Source organism: Vibrio sp. 10N.286.45.E10, from assembly GCF_002874195.2.
In the GTDB taxonomy this organism is placed as follows: Bacteria; Pseudomonadota; Gammaproteobacteria; order Enterobacterales; family Vibrionaceae; genus Vibrio; species Vibrio crassostreae.
In genome coordinates, this window is record NZ_MCWD02000002.1 from 610,093 (window position 1) to 634,749 (window position 24,657).

A 24,657-nucleotide genomic window follows, 5' to 3' on the forward strand; every position below is an offset into this window, starting at 1 on the left:
TCACACTTTAGGTAATGTAACGCTGATATTGGTACCCGAAGATGAGCCATTCGCGTTAATTGTCATCTTGCCGCCGAGCGCCTGAACACGCTCTTGCATACCACGAACACCCATTCCTTTGAGAAGATCTTGCGCTGTAAAACCAACGCCATTATCTGATATCTGAAGATAAGCCTGATCATCTAAAATCAGTTCAATTTTAATCTCGCTCGCACTCGCGTATTTATGGGCATTGTTTAAGGATTCTTGGCACAGCCTGAAGATAGTGACCTTGAGCGTGTCACTCAAACACGAGTAATCACCTTGCCAATCTAACTGGATATCAACGCCGTGATCCGAAAACTCCATCTCTCGAATTAGCTGTTCAACAGAATCTTTTAGATCGAGGTCGTCCAACATCTTAGGTCTTAGTTTTGTAAGTAGACGTTTGGTGGTGTCATAAACATTCAAAGACAATGACTCAATCGTCCCCGCACAGCGAACGCTCATCTCAGCGGCATCGACGCGTTTAATAATGCTTGCCTGAGTACGAATTGCCGTGATGTTTTGGCCGATTTCATCATGCAGCTCACGCGCAATATCACGACGAACCGATTCTTCAGCTGTCACTAACTGGCGTGAAAGGTTTTGATTTCTGGAGAGCTCACTTCGTAGTTTCGCATTGAGATCTTTTTGTTTTTGAACCGCAAGTCCAAGCAAAATACCGGTGATGGTTTGAGCAGACAGAGACAAGAGTAAATCGGTAATTTCGAGTTTAGATGTTCCACTGTGAGCAGCAATCAACGCGACACTATTTAACAGGGTCGCCAGTAAAGCACCTTGCCACCCGTAACGAACCGCGAGCAAGATGATAGGGATCGCCATACAGAATGGGGCGAAGCGTCTTAGTTCATCAGGCAAACTGGTTTGTATCAAAATACTGGTGACCAACAAGACGCTGTACAAAGCGATGTGGCGGATTTTGAACTCAACGACATTGTTGATTAAGTAAGAGCTCAGTGGCGCCCACTTGTTTTGGAATAGGTAGTTCCAGACCAGATAACACATCGGCACCAACATCAATCCGCCAGTGATACTCACCAACCACACCATGTAAACAGCCGGAACATGAGAACCCACCACTGCAACATTAATGAATGCTGTAACCATGATTAAGCTCGCCATCACTAACAAGTGACGATTCTGGTCACCATAATAATAACGCTTGGCAATTAGAGTGGCAGGAATACTCAATCCACTGGCGATGAGTATCGTCAGCCATTGAGGCTCATCAAGCAGTAAAGCTAAAGCGATAGCAAGCCCCCACTCTGCAATATAGATAGCAGGCCAATAATGAGTGCGAGTGTGCAGCGTCATTCCCAGTCGAAGTGAAAATGGGAAAAGCAGAATGGCTAACTCAGGGTCATTAATGAAATAGAAGGCAATAACCCACAAACAGAACCATGCACAACCAGCCATAAAAACCCCACATAGGGAGGTGGCTAGATAGGAACGCATTAGTACTGGTCTTGTGTGAACAATTTAGCTAGCTCAACGGCGATAGATTTTACATCGAGCCCTGTTGCCAATAACTGACACACTTCACTCTCTCTGCGGGTAAGTTGATTTAAAGAGGCTTTATTCTTCATGGGTGTCGCAAGCTTGATAGCGATATCGGGTGTGAGATAACAGCCACCATTTGCGCTCGTGTGTACGGCTTGGATTAGCTCATCGGGGCTGCAGCGCTTGCTGAGATAACCTTTGGCTCCTAACTCTAATGACTTCTCAACCATCGCCGGAGAATCGTGAACGCTCAACATGATGCTGGCAATGCCTGATGGAATCTCTTCCAATAAGCTCAAACCACTTTCGTCTTGCATCGAGATATCCAAGATCACGACATCAGGGTGACAGCTTGGCAGTCCGAGACGAGCTTCTGCCGCAGAGTTGAATTCACCCACGACCGTAATATCAGCTTCAAGACTGAGTAATTGAGCAAAGCCAGATCGAACAATGACGTGGTCATCAACAAGCGCAACATTAATCATGATATTAACCAAAATTAAGAGTAAGAAAGAAAAATAGCCCCAACAGGAGCTATATAAAATTAAGTTTATTGATAGAGATGATACTGAATCGAACTAACGATTGGTATGATCTCACGTGCTTTAAAGCAATAAAGCAATAAAGTACGTGAGACTATCTACCCGAAACTGTGCTTGCGAAAACAAGTCCGCGAGACAAGCTAGGCGTTTTGAGCCGCTAAGTGCATTTTCTTAGCGTGGCGAATCTTCTTCTCTTCTGCAACGGCAACGAACAAGAGCAATACGATACAAATAGCCGCTGAGGTATCTAGTGCAGCGAACGTTCCTTTCCAACCTGTTAAGCCGAAAATAGGTGTTCCGTCCGCAATCATACCTAAGCCAAGTTTTGCAAAGCTGTCACCAATCAAGTAAGCAAATGTGCCTTTCACACCATCCGCAACACTGATTGCTTTCTTAGGCACGAAACCTACCGCAGCAACACCAATCAGCAACTGAGGGCCAAACACTAGGAAGCCAAGCACAAACAGGGATGCTAGGTACATGAACTCACTTGTTGCATGCTGGTAGAACTCTAGAGAAACGATAATCAACCCAAGCGATACACAAGCAACTAGAGCACGGCGTCCATTCGCAAGATCAGATAAATAACCCCACATTAGCGTGCCGACTAGTGCCCCAACTTCAAACAGCGTGAAACCTGAAATCGCGGTTTCTTTTGATAGACCTAGCTCTTGATACGCATAAACGGTAGACCATTGATCGATACCGATACGAACAATGTATAAGAAGATATTCGCGAAACAGAGCAACCAAATCACTTTGTTTTTAAGGATGTATTCAACAAAGATCTCTTTCTTAGTCATTTGATTTTCTTCAGCAGCGGTATCTTCTTCGCTGACTTCTTCATCAAACAACTCTTCAACCGTACCTAAGCCGTATGCTTCTGGAGAGTCATTACCAAAGCGCATACCAATAAAACCAACCACAATCGCAATGATCGATGGAAACACGAACATACCAATCACGTTGCCATCAAATAGGTAGTTTGCACCAAACAGAGCAACACCAGCAGCACCTGCACCACCCACGTTATGTGACATGTTCCAAAGGCCTAAATAAGAACCACGCTTGTTACGAGGCGTCCATTTAGTGATGGTTGAGTAACTTGAAGGTCCACCTGTACTTTGGAAGAAGCCACTCAATGCATAGAAGGCAACCATCATGAATAAGCTAGCACTGCCGCCACCCATACTGAAGCTGAAGCCCAACATGGCAATACCAGAAAGGACAAGCATAAATGGCAGGAACTGCTTAGTGTTTTTACCATCGGCGTAGTAGGAAACGACGGTTTTACCGATACCGTAAGTGATAGAGAAACCCAGACCGATAAGACCTAGATCCGTCATCGATAACCCATAAGTAGAAATCATGTCGTTTTGTGCGACATTGAAGTTCTTACGGATCAAATACATGGTTAGATAACCAATGAACACCACTAGGTAAGATTGCAGGAATGGTTTAAACCACATTTTTCTTCTGGTTTCGACCGGAAGATCCAGTGTCGGTTTTCGAACCTGATCTAGGAACTTTAACATTGTGAACTCTCTTATTTTTTGTGAGGTCTGCACGGCATAATTGCGGCCATGCAATCTTTGTTAGTTGACCGTGAAATAATAAGGAGTCTAAAAATCGACCGCATGAGAGAGGGTCTTAGAATAACTAGGAAAAATTCTTAGTTCAGAATTGGGAGTCAAGAAAGCGTGAACAGCATCACTTTGTTTACGATCTGTTATGGATTGATATTACGATAACAAAAGTAACTCATCTCAAGGCTGATGAACCTTTTAAACAAACAGAAGCAAGCCAAACACTGCGCAACAAACAAAGCGCCAGTATCGATTCATCACCATCAACCCCCAAGGTGTGACCGATACTGACTCAACATTCATGCCTATTAAAATAGAGCCAATAGGCTTTTTACGAATCGTACTACAGTCGTTTACCGCTGCCGTCTTCCCACATCACTTCGCACTCATCTTTGATGGCTGATTTTAATAGTTCCACCAGTGGGAATGCTCGGCTACCGAGATTAACAGGCGCTTCAACAACCTCTTCTTCATTGTCGTCATCAGTATTTTCTTGCTCTACCTGCTTGCTCTGCTCAGAGGCGATCGAAGCACGTAAATTATCCAGAGCTTGAGAAACTTCTGAAGCATCAATGGCACCTGGGACGGTACCGCTATGCCCAAGCATCTTGATGAACTGAAGACCGACTTCCCCAAACATCGTGACGCTAGCATGGGCCTTGCAACTAAAGGTAATTAACATTATGAGCCTCTCTAAGTTTTGTTTACCAACAAACTATGTTGAGTAACTCTCTGGAAAGCAAGTAGATAATCGCCAAGCCGCTTCTTATAACTCGAACCTTGATAGTCTCATTTTCGAATGGGTCTGCACCGTCAGTGATACACATCACGATTAATTACCGGTCGATTATTTTTTAATATGAAACCTTGAGTACAATCACACTAAATAGCTATCTAAACCTCCGCATAGCTCATTATTTAATCTACTATTAACACCATTATCAAAATCTTTGGCACAAATCACATGAAAAGGCTGGTCGGCAGACACCTAGAAGAAATGGCGGACATACGATCCACCCGTAAACAAAAAATTGTCCACTCCTTTTCACTGACTGCCGCTGCGTTGTTCATTTTCTATACTTGGGCTTACTTCCAAGGCCAACACTATACCCTTTCAATTTTCGAGCTGTGCTTCGCGATTATTGCCATCTCCAATGCATTCTATGTGAGAAAAGTAGCCAACTCTGATTATTCCGAATTGATACTGAGTAGTGTTCTTCTTGTACAGGGCGTCATCCTATTCTTGTACAGTCACGCCATCCCCGACCGAATACTTTGGCTCTACCCAATTCTAGCAGCGGTCATTTTCATTAATGATTTCAGAATTGGTATTATCTTCAGCACCTCATTTTGCTTGTTTATCAGCACCTTGATTACCGCCATGCCAAACAACTTTTCTTTACCCTTTAACAGTACCCATCGATTTATTCTTAGTTTATTTACCATGAGCTTGGTGTGCCACACATCCGCCTATTACTACACCAAAGCCGTCAGTTATATCCAACGTCTGTATAAAGAAGGCATCGAAGATCTGGCCTACAGAGACCAACTTACCGGCTTAGCTAACCGTTGGAGCTTTGAACGCTGGGCGACAGAAAAATTAATTACGGTGGATAGTGAGCGATCACTTACCGCACTGGTCTTTTTGGATATTGATGACTTTAAAGACATTAACGACAGCTACGGGCACGACGTTGGGGACAGTGTCTTGCAGCATTTTGCCAATCGCTTGAGCAACAATATTCGAACCCGAGACAGAAAAAGCCATGAATACGATTATTCGATTGCGCGTTTTGCTGGAGACGAGTTTGTTTTGATGCTCTACGATGTACCCTCTCGTAAAGATCTAGACGGTATTTTAGATAGGATTTGCGGGCTGTTCGAAAGTGGTTGCCAGACAAACGAGAGAATCAAGGAATTGACGCTAAGTGTTGGGGTTGCTTTATACCCACAAGACGCCCAAGAATTACATGAGCTGACGAGATGTGCTGATAAAGCGATGTATGTCGCCAAGCATTCAGGAAAAAACCGATACGCTTATTATCACGACAACCCAGTATCAACCTTGATAGAAGAACTACCGACGAATCTAACCTGCTCAGGGTCAGATTCTTCTGAACTTGAAGATTGTCTTGAAGCAAAGGTCGAAGGGAACAATGTTACGCTATTAAAAACCCGTCAACGCTAGCCAGCCCTATAACTTAGCGGCGCTGCTAACCTGCAAGGTACATAAGCCAAAGGCTCACTAACCCGATCATAATAATCCATATGACTTGCCGTGTTCGGTTTGGGTTATTACCTTTAGGTCGCCTCACCACTGTTTTAAAAGCAGCTTGCTTAGCCGACTGAATAAACGGTGCTTCAATCTCACGTTTTTTGACGCGGCGTTTAACCGCGCTGTTTGCAACTTCTGTAAAACGCTGACTTTGCTCCGTTGTAAAGTCGTTATCAAAACCCATCCGACCATGCCTTTCGCCATGTTTTTGCTGAACTGCCATAGCGGCCTCCTTGGCGGTCTACTCTCTATTCAAGTATAGACATAATTTCATATTGTTACCTGTTCAAGATTTTCGAATAAGTCACTCAACGCTGTGCCATCTTCTTTTTCAATCAAATTACATAAACTACAGCTATTCAAGTATATGAGGGTTTCAAAATGACGAATGTAAGAGCAGTAGATCATGTGATTGCAGCCCATGCCACCTCAGACGGTGATGGTGTCAAAATCCAACGACTCACGGGTTTTAATAACACGCGCTTCTCTCCATTTTTGATGATTGATGAACTTAAATCGGATGAAAGCAAAGACTATGTTGGCGGCTTTCCTCCACACCCTCACCGTGGGATAGAAACGCTCACTTACATGCTCCAAGGTCACTTCCAACACAAAGACCATATGGGGAATGTTGGAGAGCTACGCAGCGGTGGCGCACAGTGGATGGCCGCAGGCCGTGGTGTTATTCACAGCGAAATGCCAATGATGGAAGAAGGCGCGCTGCATGGTTTTCAGATTTGGATAAACCAACCTGCGACACACAAAATGCAGCCAGCGCAATATCACGACTTCCAAAATGAAAGCATCGCGGAACATCAAAGTGAACAAAGTGGTTTGTTGAGAGTGATTGCCGGAGGGTTTGAACTGCACAACCAAACAGACGATGGTTCAGAGGCTTTACGATCGCAAGGTCCATTACAGAAAACAGGTGTGCCGTTAAGCGTTGCGGATTGGCGCTCTCATTCTGGGCAAAAAGTCACGTTAGGGACTAATGTTAATCACAATGCCATGACTTACGTGTACCGAGGCAGTATTAAGATCGGCGACAAAGTGATCAACCAAGGTCAACTTGCCCTGCTTGCCAAAGCTGACTTGCTGTCTTTGGGTAGCTTGGAAGATTCAGGGGTACTGATTTTTTCCGGTGAACCAATTAATGAACCTGTTGTTCACTATGGTCCGTTTGTCATGAACTCGATGGAAGAGATTGAACAGACAATTCAAGACTACAACAACGGTGTGTTTGAGACTTACTGATGTCTTGGCTATGAGCTTTGAAGATTGAAGATTGAAGAGATTTTGCAACGAACAACGATTTGGTCATCCATTTGATGACTACAAAAACAAGTGACACTATCCACTGCCGGTTACTATCACTTATTTAACCACGCTCTTAGAGCGTGGTTTTTTCTTATGGAGCAGAAGCTAATTTCAGGCTTCTTATAGGTACTCACACAAGTAAGCCGTCGCTTCTTTTACCTGTAGGTCGAATGATGAATCACCCGCAACATCAAAAGACTCACCAGATTGGTATGTCGTCCAATCATCATCGCCAACACGCTTTACAATCAAAGCACCTTTAACAACGGTCATCTTTTCTGGAGCCGCAGTACCAAAAGTGTACTCACCAGCCGCCATTACACCAACACTCACATCAGCACCAGACTGGTTAAACGCTAACGACTTAACGCCACCTTCAAAGTATGTGTTTTCTTTAATCATTGTACTTCCTTGTTATCTTCAAATTGCAATTATTGAGCTCACCGAGTAAGCCTATGCGTAAATTTAGGTGATAATTGTTTTAACCAATTCGAGACTTTCCTACAAGAAATAAATACGCATAGCTTAAGCATTTCTGGAATTCGCTTTCATTGATAACGTAAATACTGAGGAGCAAGGCTAAAAACCACTAACGCAACCAAATTTATTAGAACATTCGATCCTGCTTCTAACTCTTAGAACAATTTTTGCAAACTAAGGTTTTAGTTAATAGAATCTAAAACAATATCAGTCGAAAAATGAAGAGATAATGGCAAAAAAGCCGACTAAAAGCAGAGATCTATTTGCCAACTCGTTACTCTACGGCTTCCTATTAGCTGGCTTTATGGTTGCCCTCACCGCCGGCTATTTTGCTTACCAAGCCCACCAGCAATCGGTCAGCCCAAGCAACGTCTATGGCACATGGATAGAGATTGCGGCGCCACCTTACAACACCGATATCCTGACACTTTCAGACAAAGGTGTGATGATGAATCATCGTCTTATCACTACCTCATTCGATTTTGACGGTAAGATTGTCACGATCAACACAGGATCTGGAACCACCGTTTACACCATCAGCGGCACCTATGATTCACCTCGCTTGAAGCGACTAGAGCCAAGCGTACCGTCTCAGCAATTTGTTAAAGAAGGCTACGAAGATACTGCAATTGGTGATACCCATAGTGTCATGCAACAACGACGTGCTTCCCTAGCTGAGCAATTCAAAAGATAAACCTCCTCTTCTCCTTGCTTCCAGAAGCATTAGCCTACTCGTCGATTGGCCTCGCTCGCTCAACACACTTCACTTTGTGATTCTGCTTCAATTCACAGTATTTTCTTATAGTTTGTCGCACCTTTTCATAACTTCATGTCGTGAATTTTCACTTGTGAGATTTTCCTACTGAAGGATGTTTTATTTTATAAAACATGGACTCAGCATCTCACTCATTAAGCAACAGAATTGTAACAAGATACAATTTTTTAGTTGTCCATCGAAAACGGATTTATTTTCAGTTATAAAATTAAAACTCTCTCGAATACTGACTGGGAAGCTCCTTCAAAACTGACTGGAGCCGTTTTATGGGGCCATTTGGTTCTCGTAACCTTCAAGGAATGAGAGAAAAAGTATGATTCGTATAAATACCTGTGCTGCGAGCATTGCTCTAGCGCTATCTGGTACAGCATTAGCTGCTCCAACAGCACCTAGCATCGACATGTACGGTTCCAACAACCTGCAATTTTCCAAAATTGAACTCGCGATGGAAACCACCTCTGGCTACAACCAGATGGTGAAATATCACGATAAAGCAAAGGTCGACGTCAAGTTCAACCAATGGAGCGGAACGTCAGGAAACACGTACAACATTTACTTTGATGGCGTTAAAGTGGCCACCGGCCCAATCACTGGCAGCCAAACCACAGCTTCTTTCGAATACGGCCAAGGCGGCTTATTTGCGATGGAAATCGAAGCATGTGATGAAACAGGATGTAGCAAGAGCGCACCTGCTCAAATCACGATCGCTGATACCGATGGCTCACACTTGGCGCCACTTGCGATGAATGTGGATCCGAACAACAAGTCATACAACACAGATCCAAACACGGTAGTCGGTACTTACTTTGTGGAGTGGGGTATTTACGGTCGTGATTACACCGTTGATAACCTTCCCGCTGACAACTTGACCCATATCCTTTATGGCTTCATCCCAATTTGTGGTCCAAACGAATCAGTGAAATCAGTAGGCGGTAACAGCTACAACGCACTCATGACGGCTTGTCAGGGTGTTAACGATTACGAAGTGGTGATCCATGACCCTTGGGCGGCTTTCCAGAAGAGCTTCCCTCAAGCGGGTCACGAATACAGCTCACCGATCAAGGGTAACTACGCAATGATGATGGCGCTCAAACAGCGTAATCCTGATTTGAAGATCATCCCATCGATTGGTGGCTGGACGCTATCTGACCCGTTCTTTGATTTCACAACCAAAGCCAACCGAGACACCTTCGTCGCGTCTGTTAAGAAATTCCTCAACACATGGAAATTCTACGACGGTGTCGATATCGATTGGGAATTCCCTGGTGGCGGCGGTGCTGCACCAGACCTTGGTGATCCTGTAAATGACGGCCCAGCTTACATTGCATTGATGGCAGAACTTCGCGTGATGCTGGATGAGCTAGAAGCGGAAAACGGTCGTACTTACGAGCTAACATCTGCGATCGGTGTTGGTCACGATAAGATTGAAGACGTGAACTACGGCGATGCTATCCAATACATGGATTACATCTTCGCAATGACTTACGACTTCTACGGCGGCTGGAACAACGTGTTAGGTCACCAAACAGCACTAAACTGCGGTAACTTCATGCGCCCTGGCCAATGTGATGGCACAGGACTTGATGAAAATGGTGAACCGTACACTGGCCCTGCTTACACCACAGACAACGGCATCCAACTGCTTCTTGAGCAAGGTGTTCCAGCCAACAAGCTTGTTGTTGGTACAGCGATGTACGGTCGTGGTTGGGAAGGCGTATTGCCATCATCACTTTCAGATCCTAGTGACCCTATGACAGGGGTTGGTAACGGCAAACTGAAAGGCAGCTCTGCACAAGGTGTCTGGGAAGATGGCGTTATCGACTACAAAGGCATTAAGGCGAACATGCTTGGTGCGAACAACCAAGGGATCAATGGCTTCGAATACGGCTACGACGAAATGGCAGAAGCGCCTTACGTTTGGAATCGCACCTCAGGTCAGCTAATCACATTTGATGATGACCGCTCGGTAAAAGCAAAAGGCGCGTACGTTCGTAGCCTTGGCCTTGCGGGTCTATTCTCTTGGGAAATTGATGCAGACAACGGCGACATCCTGAATGCAATGCATGAAGGTCTTGCGGGCGGTACAACCGATCCTGTCAACCGCAAACCTACGGCAGCTGCAGGTGCCGACCAATCCGTTGAAGGCCCAGCTTCTGTTTCTCTAGACGGCAGCGCTTCAAAAGACAGCGACGGTACAATTGCGAGCTACGCTTGGTCACAAGTAAGCGGAACTGCCGTAACACTGGCTAATGCCAATGCAGCTGTTGCAAGCTTCGATGTTGTTGAAGTCGCACAACAAGAAGCTCTAACATTCAGCCTAACCGTAACAGACAACGAAGGCGCAACGTCAACAGACACAGTTGTTGTAACGGTAACCCCTAAAGACACAGGCCCAGTAAACACAGCGCCAGTTGCAGTGGTTACGGCTCCGGCTGAAGTCAATGCGGGTGACGTTGTTGTGGTTGATGCGTCAGCGTCTAGCGATGCGGATCAAGACACATTAACCTTCACGTGGGATGTACCAGCAGGTATCAACGCAACAGTACAAGGCGCTTCGGTAAGCTTTGTCGCGGCTGAATACACGCAAGATACGGTACTGAACTTCTCAGTGACAGTGAGTGATGGTACCGATACATCAGTTGCGGCTGCATCAGTGAAAGTCCTCAAGAAAACCACAGGCGGTGGCACGTGTACTAACGCTTGGGATTCAAGTGCGGTCTACACTGGTGGCGACCAAGTGACTCAAGGCGGTAAGGTTTGGGAAGCGAAATGGTGGACAACAGGTGAAGATCCAACAACGACAGGCCAATGGGGTGTGTGGAAAGAGATCGGCCCAGCAAGCTGTGCTAACTAAGGACAAGATTAGTTAAAGCTAACTAAGCAACTAAAAGCAAAGGCCAACCAGAGAATATCTGGTTGGCCTTTTTAGTGTTTGTTTTCTTAGCTTTGAGCTTACGATCTCTTTACTGGCGTCCTACTGACTTGCGCTCGTTGTGCTTAGCCAATTAAGTTATCAAAGCTCTCGAACACTTGTGGGCACTTCATTACTCGCCCGTGGCCCTGTCCTTGAGTCGAAATCAAGGTAACGCGACCCATTTCATTAGCAGCACGCTGAGACACATCAAACTTAGTAAACTTATCTTGCTCATCATGTACGATGATCGTTTGAGACTCACGAAGCGCTAGCTTTCCATAGGGATCCACCGACTGAATTGGGTAGTTAAACTGCTCTTCTACTTCTCCAACTACCGCCTCAAACAGTTTCATTGAGTAACCTGAACGCGCAACGCTGCCAAATAGGTTTTCTAGATAATCCAGTACAGGTGCAATCAGCAATAATGGCTTGTTTTCCAATTTAACGTGCTTACATTCCAACGCAGAAGCGGTACCCATGCTGTGACCTACTAAGCCTGCCACTTCGCCAACCGAATCTAGAATCGCTTCCAAGCCATTCACAAACGCAGGGATATGACCATGAACACCATCACTACCACCATGAGCCGGGTGATCGTAAGCCAGAGCCGTAAAGCCTTTGGCTGCGATATGTTCCATAAGAGGAAAGAACTGACTCGCCGTACCAGACCAACCATGAGTCAGCACCCAAACTGGACCTGTACCCAGAGAGTACGTTTTTAGCACACCATCACGGCCTTTGATTTCGCTCTTAATCAGCCCTTTCGGATCAGCGTTTTTCTGCTCAGTTCGCATTGGCGTGAGCAACAGTTTTCGCGCAGTTTTCTTCGCATGGCTCGGCGCGAGAATGTAATGCAGGTTAGTTGTTGCACCAATCAAGCTGCGCTTGAAGCTGAATTTGTTCGATGTATTAAAATAGATTTTGTCACTCATGACCGTTCCTTGTATCGCCATCATCATTGGCGGATCGAGCTCGGCCCGAAAAATCGAACGACCGTGCTATTTATTAATATAAAAAATGGCGATAGCGCTTTTTATGACTGCTTGCCGCCACTTCTCTTAAAATTGTTAGACCTTACATCAGCAAAGCTCACATGCTTTTCTAACTCTATGTTTTGCGAACTAAGTGTTTTGCGAGCTAAGTGGTTTACGAACTAAACGGCTTACTCGTTAAACCGCTTTCCAGCTGGCAATTAAGCGCTCTACACCACTCCAAAAATGGGTGTGACTCGCTTGTTGGCCTCGCAACGAATAGAACAAATTCGCACTCAAGTAGAGACCGTACAACTCGAAGGTTGCCTGTTTTTGGTCTAGTTCGGCTCTAAACTGCTTGCTCTCCACCGCTTTTGCTACCTGAATCGTCAAGTAGTCAATCCACACTGAAATGGTTTTCTGCAGTGCTTTCTGAATCACAGACGTTTCACTGCCCGCATCTTTCCATGCATCAATAAACATGCAACTGCCTTGGAATGAATGGTTCCAGCCCAGCCAATTGTCGAGCAGCTGTTTCAATTTCGCTTCAATATCACCATCGCCCAACTCTCTTGCGGGAATGATGACTCTTTCAGTGAATATGGCGTTGGAATACTCGAGTACAGAGAGTTGCAGGTTTTCTTTAGAGTTGAAGTGTGCAAACAAGCCACTCTTAGACATGCCACACTGCTTGGCTAATTCACCAATCGTTAAACTCTCAAGCCCGTTCTCACTCGCAAGCGCGAATGCATGACTCAAAATATACTCTTTGGTTATCTTTCCTTTGCTCATTATTCACCAATGATAAATCTGATGGTTTATTTTTAGCACGTTCGTTCTTTTTTTCAAAGTTTTTTGCCTAACCACTGGGAATTAATTTCTCTTGTCTAATAATTGTGGAAAAATGCGACAGTATTCAAGGAAATTGAAATCGACTAACAAAGGAAAAAGAATGAACACACTTTGGGAACAGTTTGCGTTTTCGGCGTCAGTAACGGGCCCTATCTGTTTAATGCTGTTTCTTGGTGTGATGCTCAAGCGAATTGGCTTAATCAATGACAATTTCATTGATGTCGCATCCAAGGTGGTGTTTCAAGTCACTCTACCCGCGATGTTATTCCTCAGCATTGTTCAATCTAACCACGATTTTGCCGCCAGTGGAAAGCTCGTCATCTTTGGCTTATTAGCCAACCTTGCCTTCTTCGTGTTCACCACTGTCAGCACTAAAATTACCTTTAAAAAGCCTCAAGACCAAGGTGTGATAGTGCAAGGTGGATTTCGTGCCAACACTGCTATTATCGGGCTTGCTTACGTCGCCAATATATACGGCAACGATGGTGTCGCACTCGCAGCACTTTATGTCGCCTCCTTGACGGTTCTCTATAATATTCAGGCCGTTATCGCGCTCACTCCAAAGGGCCAGGAGTCGGGTGACAAAGCCATTCAAGTAATCGTTAAAACACTCATCAAAAACCCTTTGATTATCTCGATCGCCTCAGGTGTCTTGTTCTACTTACTATCGATCCCAGTACCGAAAATGGTGACTGATGCAGGGCAATATTTCGCAAACATGACGTTACCGTTAGCCCTTTTGTGCACGGGAGGGTCGCTTGATATACGCTCACTAAAAAAAGATAAGGGCCCAACTTGGTTCTCTACCGGATACAAACTGGTTTTAGCTCCGCTACTGATCACGCTTGCTGCCCTGTTCTTTGGTTTTAGAGGATTAGATCTTGGCCTTATCTTCTTGATGAGCGCCGCACCGACCGCTGCTGCGAGCTATGTTATGGCACGTGCGATGGGCGGGAATTCAACATTGGCTGCCAATATTATCGCGCTCACCACCGTCGTTTCACTTATCACTTGCACGCTTGGCATTTTTGCACTTACCGCAATGGATTTAATATAGCTGCGACAGGCTTCAAAGAATCAAGATAAGCCTTAAAACAAAGGTCGCAACCCTTGATTTAGCGCTAACTGGTTCAATAAAAAGGCTGTTAGATTCTACGAAAATTTTCTTAGAGATCTGATATGTCTTCCGTTCAACATACGCCTTCACAACGCATCGCCAGTATTGAGTTGGGTCGAGTGATTGCTATCTTGGCGATCATTGGCTTACATGGCCAAATGGCACTTACTTATTGGCAAATCGATGAAGTGCCTTGGATTGGCTATGTGCTTAACCAAACCGCTCGTTTTGCGGTACCTCTGTTTTTCCTAATTTCCGGTTATCTTATTCAGCCCAAGATGACTGCCTCCCCATGGCAAACCGTCATTAATTACTCTAAACCACTGCTTAAGGTATGGTTGGCATGGAGCATCATTTGCCTAGTCATGCCATTCAACCTCGCGAAGGTAGAAGAGTTTGGATACCTAGGTGAGCGCCAAGGCTATTGGGGTTTCTTAATGAACACCCCGCTCAACTCTTTCTTAGAGGGTGGGTTGGTGCACTTGTGGTTTATTCCTGCACTTGTGTGTGCCGTTTTGATCATCGCTCTAATGGTCGAAATGAAACTCGACAAACTACTATTACCAACGGCTATTCTGCTTTACGTCTATGGTGTTTTAGCGGGCAGCTACGCGAACTTAACCGACCTGAGCGCACCTTTCTTTACTCGTAACGGCCCGTTCTTTAGCACGTTAATGGTGACCTTAGGCTTCCTCATTCGTCAGAATCAATGGAAGGTGTCGTCAGCCAAAGCGTTGGTGTTATTAGTGTTAGGCATGTTGATTCACTTTGCTGAGGGGGCATGGCTAACCACGTTCGACGTCGGATTCAACATGAATGATTTCTTGTTTGGTACGGCACTATGGGGAATGGGCGTGTTTATGTGGCTTTTGGCTAATCCAAACATCGGCGACTATGCGTGGGTTCGCGCGATCTCGAATCGTATGTTAGGCATCTACGTTTGTCATTTGCTGATCATTATCGTGCTGTTCAATGTCTGCGGAGTATTGGGGATTACTGAGTTAGCAAAAGACGTGACCGTATTTTTTGGTACCGTATTGTTGAGCTTCGGGTTGGTTGCTGGGATCGAGAAAACACCACTGCGACGCGTGCTACTTCGCTAAATCAGTTTTAAAGAGCAACAAAAAAGAAAGGCAAGATAACTGAATATCTTGCCTTTCTTTCATCATATTAGAACTGAGATTCTCTCTCGTGAGGTGTTATCGGAACGCCATCGCGCCTTTACCTACCCCTTCATAAGCCACAATTTGTAGTGATTGGTTCTCTGCTAGGCTCGGTTCAACTTGGTCCGCAATATAGCCCGCAAGTAATTCTACCGTGGTATCCGTTGGCAAGATCTCTGTTTCACTCTTAGCAATCGCTAACTCAAATTCACCTTGTGGCGCTGTGTAGCGGAAGCCATAGTGACTTTCGTCATCAACACTTTTTGCGTGTTCACTCAGGTTAAGTGATGAAACTGAAACTTGGTCTTCTTTAGAGCCTAAATAGATGTCTTCCCAGCGCTGAGCAAACGCCTGCTCGCGTTGTTCGTCACGCTGACCATCAACCACAATTTCGACTGGAGAACGGTGGCCATGCGCAATACGCTGACAATTACCATCGTGCTTTTTTAAACCATGGGTATAGTGGTAAAACGCGCCATTAATGTTCTCATGACGAAGGGTGATCTCTAACCCTGTGACGTTACTTGGTAGGTTATCGCGAAGAATATTGTAAACGTGTGCGGTCACACTCTCGATGGTGATCGCTTTAGCATCAATCAAGCAGTATGCTTCATCAGGGCAGTGCAGGTGTAGGCTCTTGTCACCACGCAGTACATCCACCTTAGAGTAACCAGATTTGCTTGCTTGATGTACGATTGCAGCGTTTTTCATTGGCAACAGTAAGCGGTGATCAACGTGCTCATCGACAAGCTGTTTGATCTGCTTTTTGACCTTGCTAAAATCCAGCACCATGCTCATTTCATTAAGTTCACCAGACATGGTGACATCTAAAATCCAACTATCTCCTACGACCCCTCTGTGTTCACAGATGTATGAAGAATCGATAACGGTAAGGTCTCTTACAAATAGGTTCAAGTGGAACTCCTTAGTGCTTTAATGAGATACGGGAGGCTGAGTAATGTTCAGCAGGCACTTCGTCTCATTGATGTCTGATAAAATAGGACGGGCAGGATGTTACAACGAGCTTATAAAGTCCACCTTTTTACACCGTCATTCGAGAAATGGACAAACTACGCTCAATTTCCGCTAAAACATAGGCCAGTCTCATGCGAATAGCCATAAAACGCGTTGGGTTGCCCGGCGTTTCACGACACATTTTGCTTCAGCCAAAGACGCGGCGACACTCCGGCAACATGTTGAAAAGCACGTGAGAATCCTGAGTAGCTATTGTAACCCACTTCATCAGCAACCCAATTGATCGGCTTATTTTGCAATAACAAAGATTGAGCCACAGAGACTCGCCACTTTTGCACATAGTCTCCCGGCGTTTCACCCACTTCTCGCTTAAACGCTTCAATAAACTGAGTGCGAGACATCGCGGCCAGTGACGCCATTTCGGCGATCGAATAATGACGAGCAGGTAATCGATGAATAGCCGTGACCACCGAAGCCAATCGCGGGTGAGCAAGAGCCGAGAAAACGCCGCTATCAATTTTCTGTTGTTCAATGAGATGACGGAAAATCAAAGCCATCAAGGCATCACTCAACTTATCCATTAAGTACTGCTGCCCCGACGATTCTTGGCTCGATTCATTAGATAACACCTCAATCACTGGCATTAAGTTAGGCGCATCCTCAAACGGAATCACTATTACGTCAGGCAGAGCCGACAATAAAGGATTCATCTGTCCTGAACGATACTCCACGTTCGCACACACGACCTCCGCACCGTCTCCCACACCTTCAATCGCATGTGGTGTGCTATTCGGCAGATAAACAATGCAAGGCTGCGACAAATGCCGGTGTTCCGTGTGAGCACTAGACAAGCTCAACTCCCCTGCGCTCAATACATGAAGATGCCCCTCTTTACCTTGTTGCGCGTTAAATGACGATACTCCACACAGGTTTCCTGAATAGAAAACGCCAGTGCGTATCGAGAAGTGTTCCATTAATTGTGAAAGCAGATCCATGCATCCTCCGAACGATTCGCTTAGTTTTTAGTTCTTTTGTCCCTCTATAGACCGGACGAGTGGGCTAAATTATTTCAAACAAGATAACCAACACTGACAAGGAACTTGATATGTCACACATGAAATCGACCAGTCAAAAAATCACTCTATTGGCCGCGTTACTAGGCACCAGCTTTTCGTTAATGGCAGCAGACCTTGATATGAGTGTCGACAGCAATGATCTCGCGATTAAAGGTTATGACCCTGTCGCTTACTTTGCCAATGAAGGCCCAGTAAAAGGCACATCAGAGTTCACAGCGACCTACAAGAATGCGATCTATAACTTTGCGAGCAGTGAAAACAGAGATGAATTTCGAGCCAATCCAGAAGCCTATGCCCCTCAATATGGCGGTTACTGCGCGTTTGGGGTAGCGATGGGTAAGAAGTTTGAAACCGACCCTCTCGCTTGGAAGGTGGAAGATGGGAAGTTGTATCTGAACTTAGACAAATCGGTTCAAAAACGCTGGCTGGAGAACACACAAGAGTTCATCCAAGACGCTAACAGCAACTGGACAACCATCAAAACCGTAGAAGCCTATAAGCTCTAGGTTCTAAGTTCTAAGTTCTCGCCTACAGCACTTATCCATTACCCAAGAATAAAACGGAAGCGGCCGAACGCTTCCGTTTTCATTGTGATTTTTCCAAAAGAGGTGAACCCAAAGCGATAGGTAACACCTACCAAGCCCATTTTATTCTATACTCCTAGCAGATAAGCTTTTCTTTTTATGGAAGAATAATGACATTACCTAGGATTTTGGTACTCGGCCTCTGCGCCCTATCGACACTGAGTTATGCCAACCCATGGCAGTTCGTCAAAAGTGAAGATGGCATCATGATTGATAAAAGGCCACACCGTGAAGGCTTGGTCGAAATACGAGCGCAAATGCAAACGCCCACCACTTACTCCGGTTTTTTGTTGTTGCTTGAAGACAGCGAGAACGTGCCAAACTGGATAGATAATGTGTCGCAAAGCCGTGTGTTGATGCAGATATCTGAAGATGAAAACATCGTCTATACCCAATTCAAAGCACCTTGGCCTGCCAGAGATAGAGACATGGTGACTTACTCAAAATACAGTATCGAGGATGGGCAATTTGTCTTGTCGATAAAGGATGCGTCGAACTATTTGGCGAAAGAGTCGGGGTACATTCGAATCTATGATGTGGACGCACTTTGGACACTGCAACCGCTGACTAATGGCAATACCTACATCACCTACACCGCTTATGCGAACGCAGGTGGCATCTTACCGAATTGGTTGATGAACAAGTTATCGATAGGCAGTGCACTGAGCACGTTTAAGGGACTGAAAGAACAGTTACCAAAGTACCAAGGCCAACAGCATCCTAACCTGCCAAGTGAGTCTCGCTAACGGTAAAAGTAGACAAGTAAATAGAGGAAATAAAGGTAAAGACTAAGGTCTTCTAGCGAGGTCACGAGCTAAGATAAGCGCCAAACCAAACACCTGAAGAAACAGGGCAATATTCTTATAGAAAGCCATTTTCTCATCAAGCCTTTGGATTAATTCAACTAAGGTCAGGTTATCCAAATAGTAGTCATCAATTCGAGTTCGTTGCGATTCTTGAGCACTGTTTATCAGCATCATCAGTTTCGGCAAGTTAGCCAAAGAGATATTTGGCACTTCGCTACTCACCCAACGCCTAAGTTGCCCGCGCAGTGCTTCATCAAGAACAGTGGTAGGCTGCACCGTTTCTGGTTTATCAAGGTGAATCAGAATCGCTTCGCGCTTGCGCTCTAGGGTTTCGATCGTATTCCAAGCAAGCTGTATTGAGTACACATTGCCGAATTTTCGATCGTTATATTCCGCTTTCTCAGCTTCAATTTTATCGAGCACCAAGCTCGACATGACAATCGCCATGATGTTGAGTATCAAGCCTGCGAGGACAATCGCCCAAGCAGGTGGAAGGCGCAACGCCATAATGCTTCCTAGAACATTTTATCAAAAGGTAAGTAAGCTAAGTTTAGGACAACTAAAGATACCATGCTGGCAAAGGTCAAATACATGCCTTGCTTTCTTCCCTTTAGACTGCGAGCAAGAATACTTTTTCCATGAACAATACGCCCAATAACAAAAGCAATACCAATAACATGGATCAGCCACACATTAGCACCGTTGAACTCTAGCAACGCCATCAGTATCACTGTAATCGGAATATAATCCATAGCATTACTTTGAGCGGAACGAGCCACTTGTAACGATTCAATACCACCATCTGCGTGTGCCACTTGATTCTTTCTTCTTTGCTTAATCACTTCAATGGAAAGCCATAGCATAACCAAAGTGAGCAACGCAGCATATAACGCTGTAACCATTATCATTTCCTACTGGTTAGTTTATTCGGCGGGCTACCTCATAGTATCTGTATTCATAAAATAATGAGCATTCACGCCCGCGCACGTGTAAGAGATCTCTCACAAAAAACGTAAGAGATTACAATCAAGCTTCGCAGAAAAATCCTAGATTACAAACCCAAGCCCTTGTTTTGTATGAGTCCGCACAGTTTTCTTTGGATAAACCTGCAGATTATCTGCTTGAGGTGGATTGTGAGTAAAGCCTCTGCAGTGTTTAATACACATGTCGACAGGAAGTTGGCAGGAACAGGAAAAAGCCTAACGGATTAGGTATCTTCAGGATGAAGATTTGATGGCTTAGGATGAGTTATCAGCAAGGAAGTTATGCTCTAGGATAGAGTCGCTTATCAGGATGATGAGTTTGCAAGGACACCGCTAGGAAGGCGATGAATTGGATAGGTTAAAGGATTTAGCCACGTCAAGGAACGATGCAGGGAGCACTAGTTACCTATTGAAAGATAAGTAACGCGCAGTAGCAGGATGGCTACGAAAAGAATAGACCCCGTTTGGTGAAAGTCAAACGGGGTTTCCTTTTTTACAACGCCGAAAAGCGATTAGTAGCTAGCCGTTAAAAGTTACGTTACAAAATAATGTTCATCAGGAACATTGCACCAAAGGCATTCAATACCGAAATCGCGATCATCACCGGGATGTAGCGACCTTCAGTACCAATTGGTCCCATGATACGACCCATGTATTGCACTTGAGAACCCATCAAGTAGATAGCTGGCGCCAAAATAGCGATATGATTGCCGTTCAAAATGCCTTGGTCAAACAGCGTAATAACCACGCCCACTGCGCCACCCATCGACATCCACGCACCGATCAATACCGCTGCCGCTTCGCCAGGTAAACCAAATACCGCCATGATTGGAGCAAATACGCTGCCCATCAGATCCAACGCGCCCGTAATCTGCAATGCCTTGATGATCACAAACGCCATCAGAACATTCGGTACTGTAGAAGTAGTCGCAATAACCCAGCCTTTCTTAGCACCTTCAACGAAAATATCAGTAACCATTGGTTTCTTTGCTTTAACTTCGCTCATTATGCTACTTCCTCTTCCAGTTTTTGTTCTTTGTCTGATTTTGGTTTGTCTTCTTTGCCTTCAGTAATATTCAGGTAGATACGAAACAGGTTCGCACCGACAAACTTAAAGATAAACATCACAGCTACAGCCAAACCAATTGACGATGTCACCGCTAAAGAGCCATCCATCGCGGTTAGAGTGAACAACACCGCACCCGACGAGAAGAAGTTAACGATCGCCGCACCCGCCGTGAATTGGAACATAGTGAATACATCGGTTTCGCGCTTGGTTAGGTGCCCTTCGTCTTTCAGTTGACGTGTCATCGCTGCACCCGCATCGGTACTTTGCAAAGAAGCGATCAGTGCCAAGCCTGAGTTACCCGGAATACCCATCAGAGGGCGAAGCAGAGGTGTCAGCAGTTTACGAGCTGCATCCAATGCTCCGTAATGCTCAAGTACGTTGATCATACCTAGTGCAAACATCACGGTCGGAATAAGTGTCAAAGCAAAAATGAAACCGTCACGAGCACCACTACCGCCTTTACCACGCAGTGACGTCGTTGCTGCTTGAATACCATCGGCCGTTTCACTCACATCGTAAGCGACCTTACCGAAGGAGCCGTTGAGCGTTGTAAAATCGAACACTCCATACCATTCATTGGACTGCATTAAGCCTGAAAAGAACACAATCGCGAAAGCGAGTGCGATATAGCTGCCGATCGTGACTTTACGATCGGTTTTGGTTGGATTAGTCATAAGGACCTCTATACATCTCGTTTATGTGGAACAGAACACGTATAGATAGTGCAAACTAATGAGCGAAAGGTTAATGACCAAAATCAAATAGCGTATCGGTTTGAATAAAAGAAACACAGCAACATATAAAACTGTGATTTGGATTTAAAAGCAGGACCATACGCTAAATAAATTAGAATATTTCACATACAAAACTAAACAAATCTTGCTTCAACAGCGCAACTAAAAACGCACACAATCGCCACAAAATCTGGCTTCTAGTGAAAATTTTTCACCTAGTGCAATCTCTGGTAATGTTGTAAGAGATCTCTTACATTGCTTTTCTGTTAAATTTTAATTCAATTATAATACAGACACTTAAATGGTGACTTCGCTTCCAAAATACAACCATTTACCCTTAGTTGATTGAGTTTTGAGCCAGGCTCAAACAGTGAGCCATTTTATAAAGCATTTGAGCTTGATTCGAAATTTCAGCCCTCAGAGGTGCTATAGACTTCGCGCTGCCAATATAAAAGGAGAACGGTGATGACTATGGAAATGAGAACGCTTAAATATCAAGTAATGGGCAAAGGCATGTGGATCACTGCAACGGTATCTCGCGTAGTAGCGGACAAACTTGCGCTTGAATACCAATCCTATGGCTGGCCTGTTGAAGTATGTGCTGCAGAACAAACACTGACGTTTGATCTCGATGCTGCATAGTATTGGCAATTTCGAATAAGCTCTATCGGCACTGAGTCCGGTAGGGCTTTTTCTTTAGTCTTTAGTCTTTAGTCTTTAGTCTTTAGTCTTTAGGATGCAAGACAGTAGTTTGAGCATTTAAGACCGCATTTCGTTCACATCACAGTCTATTGCTTTCACTATAATCTATTGAATTATTAAGATATCTATCACACTGAACATGGTTATTTAGGTCTACGCTTTTACCCTTGTTAATAACTTATTAACTTCGGAGCGTAATCCATGTTAGGTATCCAGTGTTCTGCTGTTCTCTCTTTGTTACTCTTTTCTACGGTAGCAGGTGCTGCCACTTCTCAGTTGGGAGAACCACTCAAGCTCACCAGCTCATTTGCTGGCTACCTATCACTGACCATTTTCGTTGTCGCCTACATCGTGGTGATGATGGAAGAGTACCTAAAACTCCGAAAATCCAAGCCGGTGTTACTTGCGGCTGGGCTGATCTGGATAATCATTGGTTTTACCTACCAAGAACACAACCTTGTTGAAGTCGCTAAGCAAGCGCTCGAACACAACTTACTCGAATACGCCGAGCTGTTACTTTTCCTACTCGTCGCCATGACCTACATCAGCGCCATGGAAGAGAGAAGACTGTTTGATGCACTGCAAGCGTGGATGGTGGGCAAAGGCTTTAATTTCCGCTCTCTGTTCTGGTTAACCGGTATTCTGGCCTTCTTTATCTCACCTATCGCCGACAACCTCACGACAGCTCTATTGATGTGTGCAGTAGTTCTTAAGGTCGCAGGTTCTAACCCTAAATTCGTTAACCTAGCCTGTGTGAATATCGTGATCGCCGCCAATGCTGGCGGCGCGTTCAGTCCCTTCGGTGATATCACAACGCTAATGGTATGGCAGGCTGGCTATGTGAGTTTCAGTGAGTTCATTCCCTTATTTATTCCTTCGGTAATGAATTACCTCGTCCCCGCATTGATCATGTCTTACTTTGTACCAACAACCCAACCCGATACGGTTCATCAACACGTTGAATTAAAACGCGGTGCTAGACGCATCGTGTTCTTGTTCATCATGACCATCGCGACTGCGGTTGCTTTCCATGCCGTGCTCCACTTCCCACCAGTGATGGGCATGATGATGGGACTGGCGTATCTACAGTTCTTTGGGTATTTCTTGCGTAAGACCTTACCGAATTCACTAGCGAAGAAAAAGGCAGTGGCGATTGCCAATAATGATGAGGGAGCATTGAAACGACTCGGTTCAGTCGTGCCCTTTGATGTATTTCGAAGAGTGTCGCATGCCGAATGGGACACCTTGCTGTTCTTCTACGGCGTGGTGATGTGTGTCGGTGGCTTAAGCTTGCTTGGTTACTTGGAACTCGCGTCTGGTGTGATGTATAGCCAATGGGATCCAATTTGGGCCAACATTATGGTCGGGATTCTATCTGCGATTGTTGACAACATTCCGGTAATGTTTGCCGTGTTATCCATGGAGCCACAAATGTCGATGGGCAACTGGCTACTGATCACCTTAACCGCTGGGGTTGGTGGTAGCTTATTATCTATTGGTAGTGCAGCTGGAGTAGCATTAATGGGGGCAGCGCATGGCAAATACACCTTCTTTGGCCACTTGAAATGGATGCCAGTGATCATGATTGGCTATGCCGTCAGTATCGCTGCTCACTTATGGCTAAATGGCGGGCTTTTCTAATTCGATGATCCTTTCAAAGGTTGTTCAACACGTGTCCAGACGTTGCTTAACTGCATCGCTGGGCACTGATTACAGGTTAGCACCGCGCCTTCATGTTGTATTCGCATCACCAATCCAGAATCTTCTCGGCTATTCGCTGAATTCAACTTAATGTTGAGCAAATCACCTTCAACACGATAGGTTCGAGTCACGGAATTATCCGTTGTTTGATAAATCACTTGTCCCGACTCGAAATACAAATAGCTGTCATTGTCAGCGTTCTCGTACACGCCTTTAAACATAACAAGATGTGGGACCTCGAAAGGTCGGCTGGTATCAGTTAAGCAACCTGTCAGCAATAATGCGCAGCTGCAGCCAGATATTAATAAGGGAAATCTATTCATTTGGGCATCCTTGCCTAGAGAACATAGTCAAAGAATATGCAACCAAATAGATATTTTCCAGAAAGCGTTGATTTTAATGCAAAGTCACATTTTAAGAACTATTAGCCTTTGTCCTTGAGTGCTACGTAAGCCTCAGCCAGCATCACGACAGGCTCGTTGCCAAATCGCTT

Annotated in this window: 25 protein-coding genes; 10 read left to right on the forward strand and 15 right to left on the reverse strand. The window is 45.0% G+C overall.

The genetic code is table 11. The features are described 5' to 3' along the window. From uhpB to BCU34_RS15820, 4 genes are all read right to left on the reverse strand, one after another. Positions 1–1,497, reverse strand: coding sequence for a signal transduction histidine-protein kinase/phosphatase UhpB (gene uhpB, locus BCU34_RS15805; RefSeq protein ID WP_048663903.1), 1,497 nt, complete (start codon positions 1,495–1,497; stop codon positions 1–3). Further along, complete coding sequence (locus tag BCU34_RS15810; RefSeq protein WP_375071462.1) at positions 1,497–2,027, reverse strand: response regulator; 531 nt, start codon at positions 2,025–2,027, stop codon at positions 1,497–1,499. Before BCU34_RS15810 ends, uhpB begins: the two co-directional genes overlap by 1 nt. Before the next feature lie 197 nt (positions 2,028–2,224). After that, positions 2,225–3,619 (reverse strand): hexose-6-phosphate:phosphate antiporter, encoded by a 1,395-nt coding sequence (gene uhpT / locus BCU34_RS15815; RefSeq protein ID WP_048660632.1) that lies wholly within the window; start codon positions 3,617–3,619, stop codon positions 2,225–2,227. Between the two features lie 394 nt (positions 3,620–4,013). Beyond that, the gene (locus BCU34_RS15820; protein ID WP_102432100.1) at positions 4,014–4,352 is read right to left on the reverse strand and encodes a DUF1840 domain-containing protein; all 339 of its coding nucleotides are present in this window, start codon (positions 4,350–4,352) and stop codon (positions 4,014–4,016) included. A 315-nt stretch (positions 4,353–4,667) separates the two neighbouring features. Between BCU34_RS15820 and BCU34_RS15825 the strand changes: the two genes are divergently transcribed. After that, positions 4,668–5,858 (forward strand): diguanylate cyclase, encoded by a 1,191-nt coding sequence (locus tag BCU34_RS15825; RefSeq protein WP_102480503.1) that lies wholly within the window; start codon positions 4,668–4,670, stop codon positions 5,856–5,858. 25 nt (positions 5,859–5,883) lie between these two features. Here the strand turns inward: BCU34_RS15825 and BCU34_RS15830 are convergent, their stop codons facing one another. Beyond that, positions 5,884–6,168: a hypothetical protein gene (locus BCU34_RS15830; protein WP_048614058.1), complete on the reverse strand. Its 285-nt coding sequence runs from the start codon at positions 6,166–6,168 to the stop codon at positions 5,884–5,886. A 158-nt stretch (positions 6,169–6,326) separates the two neighbouring features. Between BCU34_RS15830 and BCU34_RS15835 the strand changes: the two genes are divergently transcribed. Beyond that, positions 6,327–7,199: a pirin family protein gene (locus BCU34_RS15835; RefSeq protein WP_102480481.1), complete on the forward strand. Its 873-nt coding sequence runs from the start codon at positions 6,327–6,329 to the stop codon at positions 7,197–7,199. Positions 7,200–7,382: 183 nt separating this feature from the next. Here the strand turns inward: BCU34_RS15835 and BCU34_RS15840 are convergent, their stop codons facing one another. Beyond that, the gene (locus BCU34_RS15840) at positions 7,383–7,664 is read right to left on the reverse strand and encodes a pyrimidine/purine nucleoside phosphorylase (RefSeq protein WP_017057600.1); all 282 of its coding nucleotides are present in this window, start codon (positions 7,662–7,664) and stop codon (positions 7,383–7,385) included. Between the two features lie 307 nt (positions 7,665–7,971). Between BCU34_RS15840 and BCU34_RS15845 the strand changes: the two genes are divergently transcribed. Further along, positions 7,972–8,436 (forward strand): DUF2850 domain-containing protein, encoded by a 465-nt coding sequence (locus tag BCU34_RS15845; RefSeq protein WP_102480479.1) that lies wholly within the window; start codon positions 7,972–7,974, stop codon positions 8,434–8,436. 394 nt (positions 8,437–8,830) lie between these two features. Continuing rightward, entirely contained in the window at positions 8,831–11,371 is a 2,541-nt protein-coding gene (locus BCU34_RS15850) for a glycosyl hydrolase family 18 protein (protein ID WP_102480476.1), read from the forward strand. Between the two features lie 143 nt (positions 11,372–11,514). Here the strand turns inward: BCU34_RS15850 and BCU34_RS15855 are convergent, their stop codons facing one another. Both BCU34_RS15855 and BCU34_RS15860 read right to left on the reverse strand, forming a co-directional pair. After that, complete coding sequence (locus BCU34_RS15855; protein ID WP_102480473.1) at positions 11,515–12,363, reverse strand: alpha/beta hydrolase; 849 nt, start codon at positions 12,361–12,363, stop codon at positions 11,515–11,517. A 237-nt stretch (positions 12,364–12,600) separates the two neighbouring features. Further along, positions 12,601–13,194: a TetR/AcrR family transcriptional regulator gene (locus tag BCU34_RS15860; protein WP_102480471.1), complete on the reverse strand. Its 594-nt coding sequence runs from the start codon at positions 13,192–13,194 to the stop codon at positions 12,601–12,603. Positions 13,195–13,354: 160 nt separating this feature from the next. Between BCU34_RS15860 and BCU34_RS15865 the strand changes: the two genes are divergently transcribed. Next, positions 13,355–14,311, forward strand: a complete 957-nt coding sequence (locus BCU34_RS15865; protein WP_102480456.1) for an AEC family transporter — start codon at positions 13,355–13,357, stop codon at positions 14,309–14,311. A 122-nt stretch (positions 14,312–14,433) separates the two neighbouring features. Further along, positions 14,434–15,474, forward strand: a complete 1,041-nt coding sequence (locus tag BCU34_RS15870) for an acyltransferase (protein WP_102480419.1) — start codon at positions 14,434–14,436, stop codon at positions 15,472–15,474. Positions 15,475–15,570: 96 nt separating this feature from the next. Here the strand turns inward: BCU34_RS15870 and BCU34_RS15875 are convergent, their stop codons facing one another. Together BCU34_RS15875 and BCU34_RS15880 are read right to left on the reverse strand one after the other, a co-directional pair. Then, positions 15,571–16,449, reverse strand: coding sequence for a 6-pyruvoyl trahydropterin synthase family protein (locus BCU34_RS15875; RefSeq protein ID WP_102480415.1), 879 nt, complete (start codon positions 16,447–16,449; stop codon positions 15,571–15,573). 230 nt (positions 16,450–16,679) lie between these two features. After that, complete coding sequence (locus BCU34_RS15880) at positions 16,680–17,504, reverse strand: AraC family transcriptional regulator (protein WP_048663918.1); 825 nt, start codon at positions 17,502–17,504, stop codon at positions 16,680–16,682. Positions 17,505–17,614: 110 nt separating this feature from the next. On the opposite strand from BCU34_RS15880, the gene BCU34_RS15885 reads away from it, so the two are divergent. Together BCU34_RS15885 and BCU34_RS15890 are read left to right on the forward strand one after the other, a co-directional pair. After that, entirely contained in the window at positions 17,615–18,091 is a 477-nt protein-coding gene (locus tag BCU34_RS15885; RefSeq protein ID WP_048610296.1) for a YHS domain-containing (seleno)protein, read from the forward strand. A gap of 188 nt (positions 18,092–18,279) precedes the next feature. Next, positions 18,280–18,915, forward strand: coding sequence for an START domain-containing protein (locus BCU34_RS15890; RefSeq protein ID WP_048663921.1), 636 nt, complete (start codon positions 18,280–18,282; stop codon positions 18,913–18,915). 42 nt (positions 18,916–18,957) lie between these two features. On the opposite strand, the gene BCU34_RS15895 is transcribed toward BCU34_RS15890, so the two are convergent. The 4 genes from BCU34_RS15895 to BCU34_RS15910 all read right to left on the reverse strand — a co-directional run bounded on the left by BCU34_RS15895 (position 18,958) and on the right by BCU34_RS15910 (position 21,701). After that, positions 18,958–19,482 (reverse strand): hypothetical protein, encoded by a 525-nt coding sequence (locus tag BCU34_RS15895; RefSeq protein WP_060980902.1) that lies wholly within the window; start codon positions 19,480–19,482, stop codon positions 18,958–18,960. Positions 19,483–19,490: 8 nt separating this feature from the next. Further along, on the reverse strand, positions 19,491–19,877 hold the full coding sequence (locus BCU34_RS15900; protein ID WP_048660615.1) for an MAPEG family protein: 387 nt from the start codon (positions 19,875–19,877) through the stop codon (positions 19,491–19,493). A 619-nt stretch (positions 19,878–20,496) separates the two neighbouring features. Beyond that, the gene (locus tag BCU34_RS15905) at positions 20,497–20,964 is read right to left on the reverse strand and encodes a YjiG family protein (RefSeq protein WP_004737023.1); all 468 of its coding nucleotides are present in this window, start codon (positions 20,962–20,964) and stop codon (positions 20,497–20,499) included. Further along, entirely contained in the window at positions 20,964–21,701 is a 738-nt protein-coding gene (locus BCU34_RS15910) for a nucleoside recognition domain-containing protein (protein WP_048610036.1), read from the reverse strand. Before BCU34_RS15910 ends, BCU34_RS15905 begins: the two co-directional genes overlap by 1 nt. Before the next feature lie 525 nt (positions 21,702–22,226). Here BCU34_RS15910 and BCU34_RS15915 point away from each other — a divergent pair. Further along, a complete protein-coding gene (locus tag BCU34_RS15915; RefSeq protein ID WP_165887213.1) occupies positions 22,227–22,403 on the forward strand; it encodes a hypothetical protein in 177 nt (58 codons plus the stop codon). Between the two features lie 261 nt (positions 22,404–22,664). Next, positions 22,665–24,104 carry a sodium:proton antiporter NhaD gene (nhaD, locus tag BCU34_RS15920; protein ID WP_102480414.1) on the forward strand — a complete coding sequence of 480 codons (1,440 nt, stop codon included), beginning with the start codon at positions 22,665–22,667 and terminating at the stop codon, positions 24,102–24,104. On the opposite strand, the gene BCU34_RS15925 is transcribed toward nhaD, so the two are convergent. After that, positions 24,101–24,487: a hypothetical protein gene (locus BCU34_RS15925; protein WP_102480404.1), complete on the reverse strand. Its 387-nt coding sequence runs from the start codon at positions 24,485–24,487 to the stop codon at positions 24,101–24,103. The two genes, nhaD and BCU34_RS15925, sit on opposite strands and share 4 nt — an antisense overlap. Between the last annotated feature and the right edge of the window lie 170 nt (positions 24,488–24,657).

Coding starts and splice junctions, on each gene's coding strand:
- uhpB (WP_048663903.1), bottom strand. CDS start 1,497: ATGCGTTCCTATCTAGCCACCTCCCTATGTGGGGTTTTTATGGCTGGT.
- BCU34_RS15810 (WP_375071462.1), bottom strand. CDS start 2,027: ATGATTAATGTTGCGCTTGTTGATGACCACGTCATTGTTCGATCTGGC.
- uhpT (WP_048660632.1), bottom strand. CDS start 3,619: ATGTTAAAGTTCCTAGATCAGGTTCGAAAACCGACACTGGATCTTCCG.
- BCU34_RS15820 (WP_102432100.1), bottom strand. CDS start 4,352: ATGTTAATTACCTTTAGTTGCAAGGCCCATGCTAGCGTCACGATGTTT.
- BCU34_RS15825 (WP_102480503.1), top strand. CDS start 4,668: ATGGCGGACATACGATCCACCCGTAAACAAAAAATTGTCCACTCCTTT.
- BCU34_RS15830 (WP_048614058.1), bottom strand. CDS start 6,168: ATGGCAGTTCAGCAAAAACATGGCGAAAGGCATGGTCGGATGGGTTTT.
- BCU34_RS15835 (WP_102480481.1), top strand. CDS start 6,327: ATGACGAATGTAAGAGCAGTAGATCATGTGATTGCAGCCCATGCCACC.
- BCU34_RS15840 (WP_017057600.1), bottom strand. CDS start 7,664: ATGATTAAAGAAAACACATACTTTGAAGGTGGCGTTAAGTCGTTAGCG.
- BCU34_RS15845 (WP_102480479.1), top strand. CDS start 7,972: ATGGCAAAAAAGCCGACTAAAAGCAGAGATCTATTTGCCAACTCGTTA.
- BCU34_RS15850 (WP_102480476.1), top strand. CDS start 8,831: ATGATTCGTATAAATACCTGTGCTGCGAGCATTGCTCTAGCGCTATCT.
- BCU34_RS15855 (WP_102480473.1), bottom strand. CDS start 12,363: ATGAGTGACAAAATCTATTTTAATACATCGAACAAATTCAGCTTCAAG.
- BCU34_RS15860 (WP_102480471.1), bottom strand. CDS start 13,194: ATGAGCAAAGGAAAGATAACCAAAGAGTATATTTTGAGTCATGCATTC.
- BCU34_RS15865 (WP_102480456.1), top strand. CDS start 13,355: ATGAACACACTTTGGGAACAGTTTGCGTTTTCGGCGTCAGTAACGGGC.
- BCU34_RS15870 (WP_102480419.1), top strand. CDS start 14,434: ATGTCTTCCGTTCAACATACGCCTTCACAACGCATCGCCAGTATTGAG.
- BCU34_RS15880 (WP_048663918.1), bottom strand. CDS start 17,504: ATGGATCTGCTTTCACAATTAATGGAACACTTCTCGATACGCACTGGC.
- BCU34_RS15885 (WP_048610296.1), top strand. CDS start 17,615: ATGTCACACATGAAATCGACCAGTCAAAAAATCACTCTATTGGCCGCG.
- BCU34_RS15890 (WP_048663921.1), top strand. CDS start 18,280: ATGACATTACCTAGGATTTTGGTACTCGGCCTCTGCGCCCTATCGACA.
- BCU34_RS15895 (WP_060980902.1), bottom strand. CDS start 19,482: ATGGCGTTGCGCCTTCCACCTGCTTGGGCGATTGTCCTCGCAGGCTTG.
- BCU34_RS15900 (WP_048660615.1), bottom strand. CDS start 19,877: ATGGTTACAGCGTTATATGCTGCGTTGCTCACTTTGGTTATGCTATGG.
- BCU34_RS15905 (WP_004737023.1), bottom strand. CDS start 20,964: ATGAGCGAAGTTAAAGCAAAGAAACCAATGGTTACTGATATTTTCGTT.
- BCU34_RS15910 (WP_048610036.1), bottom strand. CDS start 21,701: ATGACTAATCCAACCAAAACCGATCGTAAAGTCACGATCGGCAGCTAT.
- BCU34_RS15915 (WP_165887213.1), top strand. CDS start 22,227: ATGACTATGGAAATGAGAACGCTTAAATATCAAGTAATGGGCAAAGGC.
- nhaD (WP_102480414.1), top strand. CDS start 22,665: ATGTTAGGTATCCAGTGTTCTGCTGTTCTCTCTTTGTTACTCTTTTCT.
- BCU34_RS15925 (WP_102480404.1), bottom strand. CDS start 24,487: ATGAATAGATTTCCCTTATTAATATCTGGCTGCAGCTGCGCATTATTG.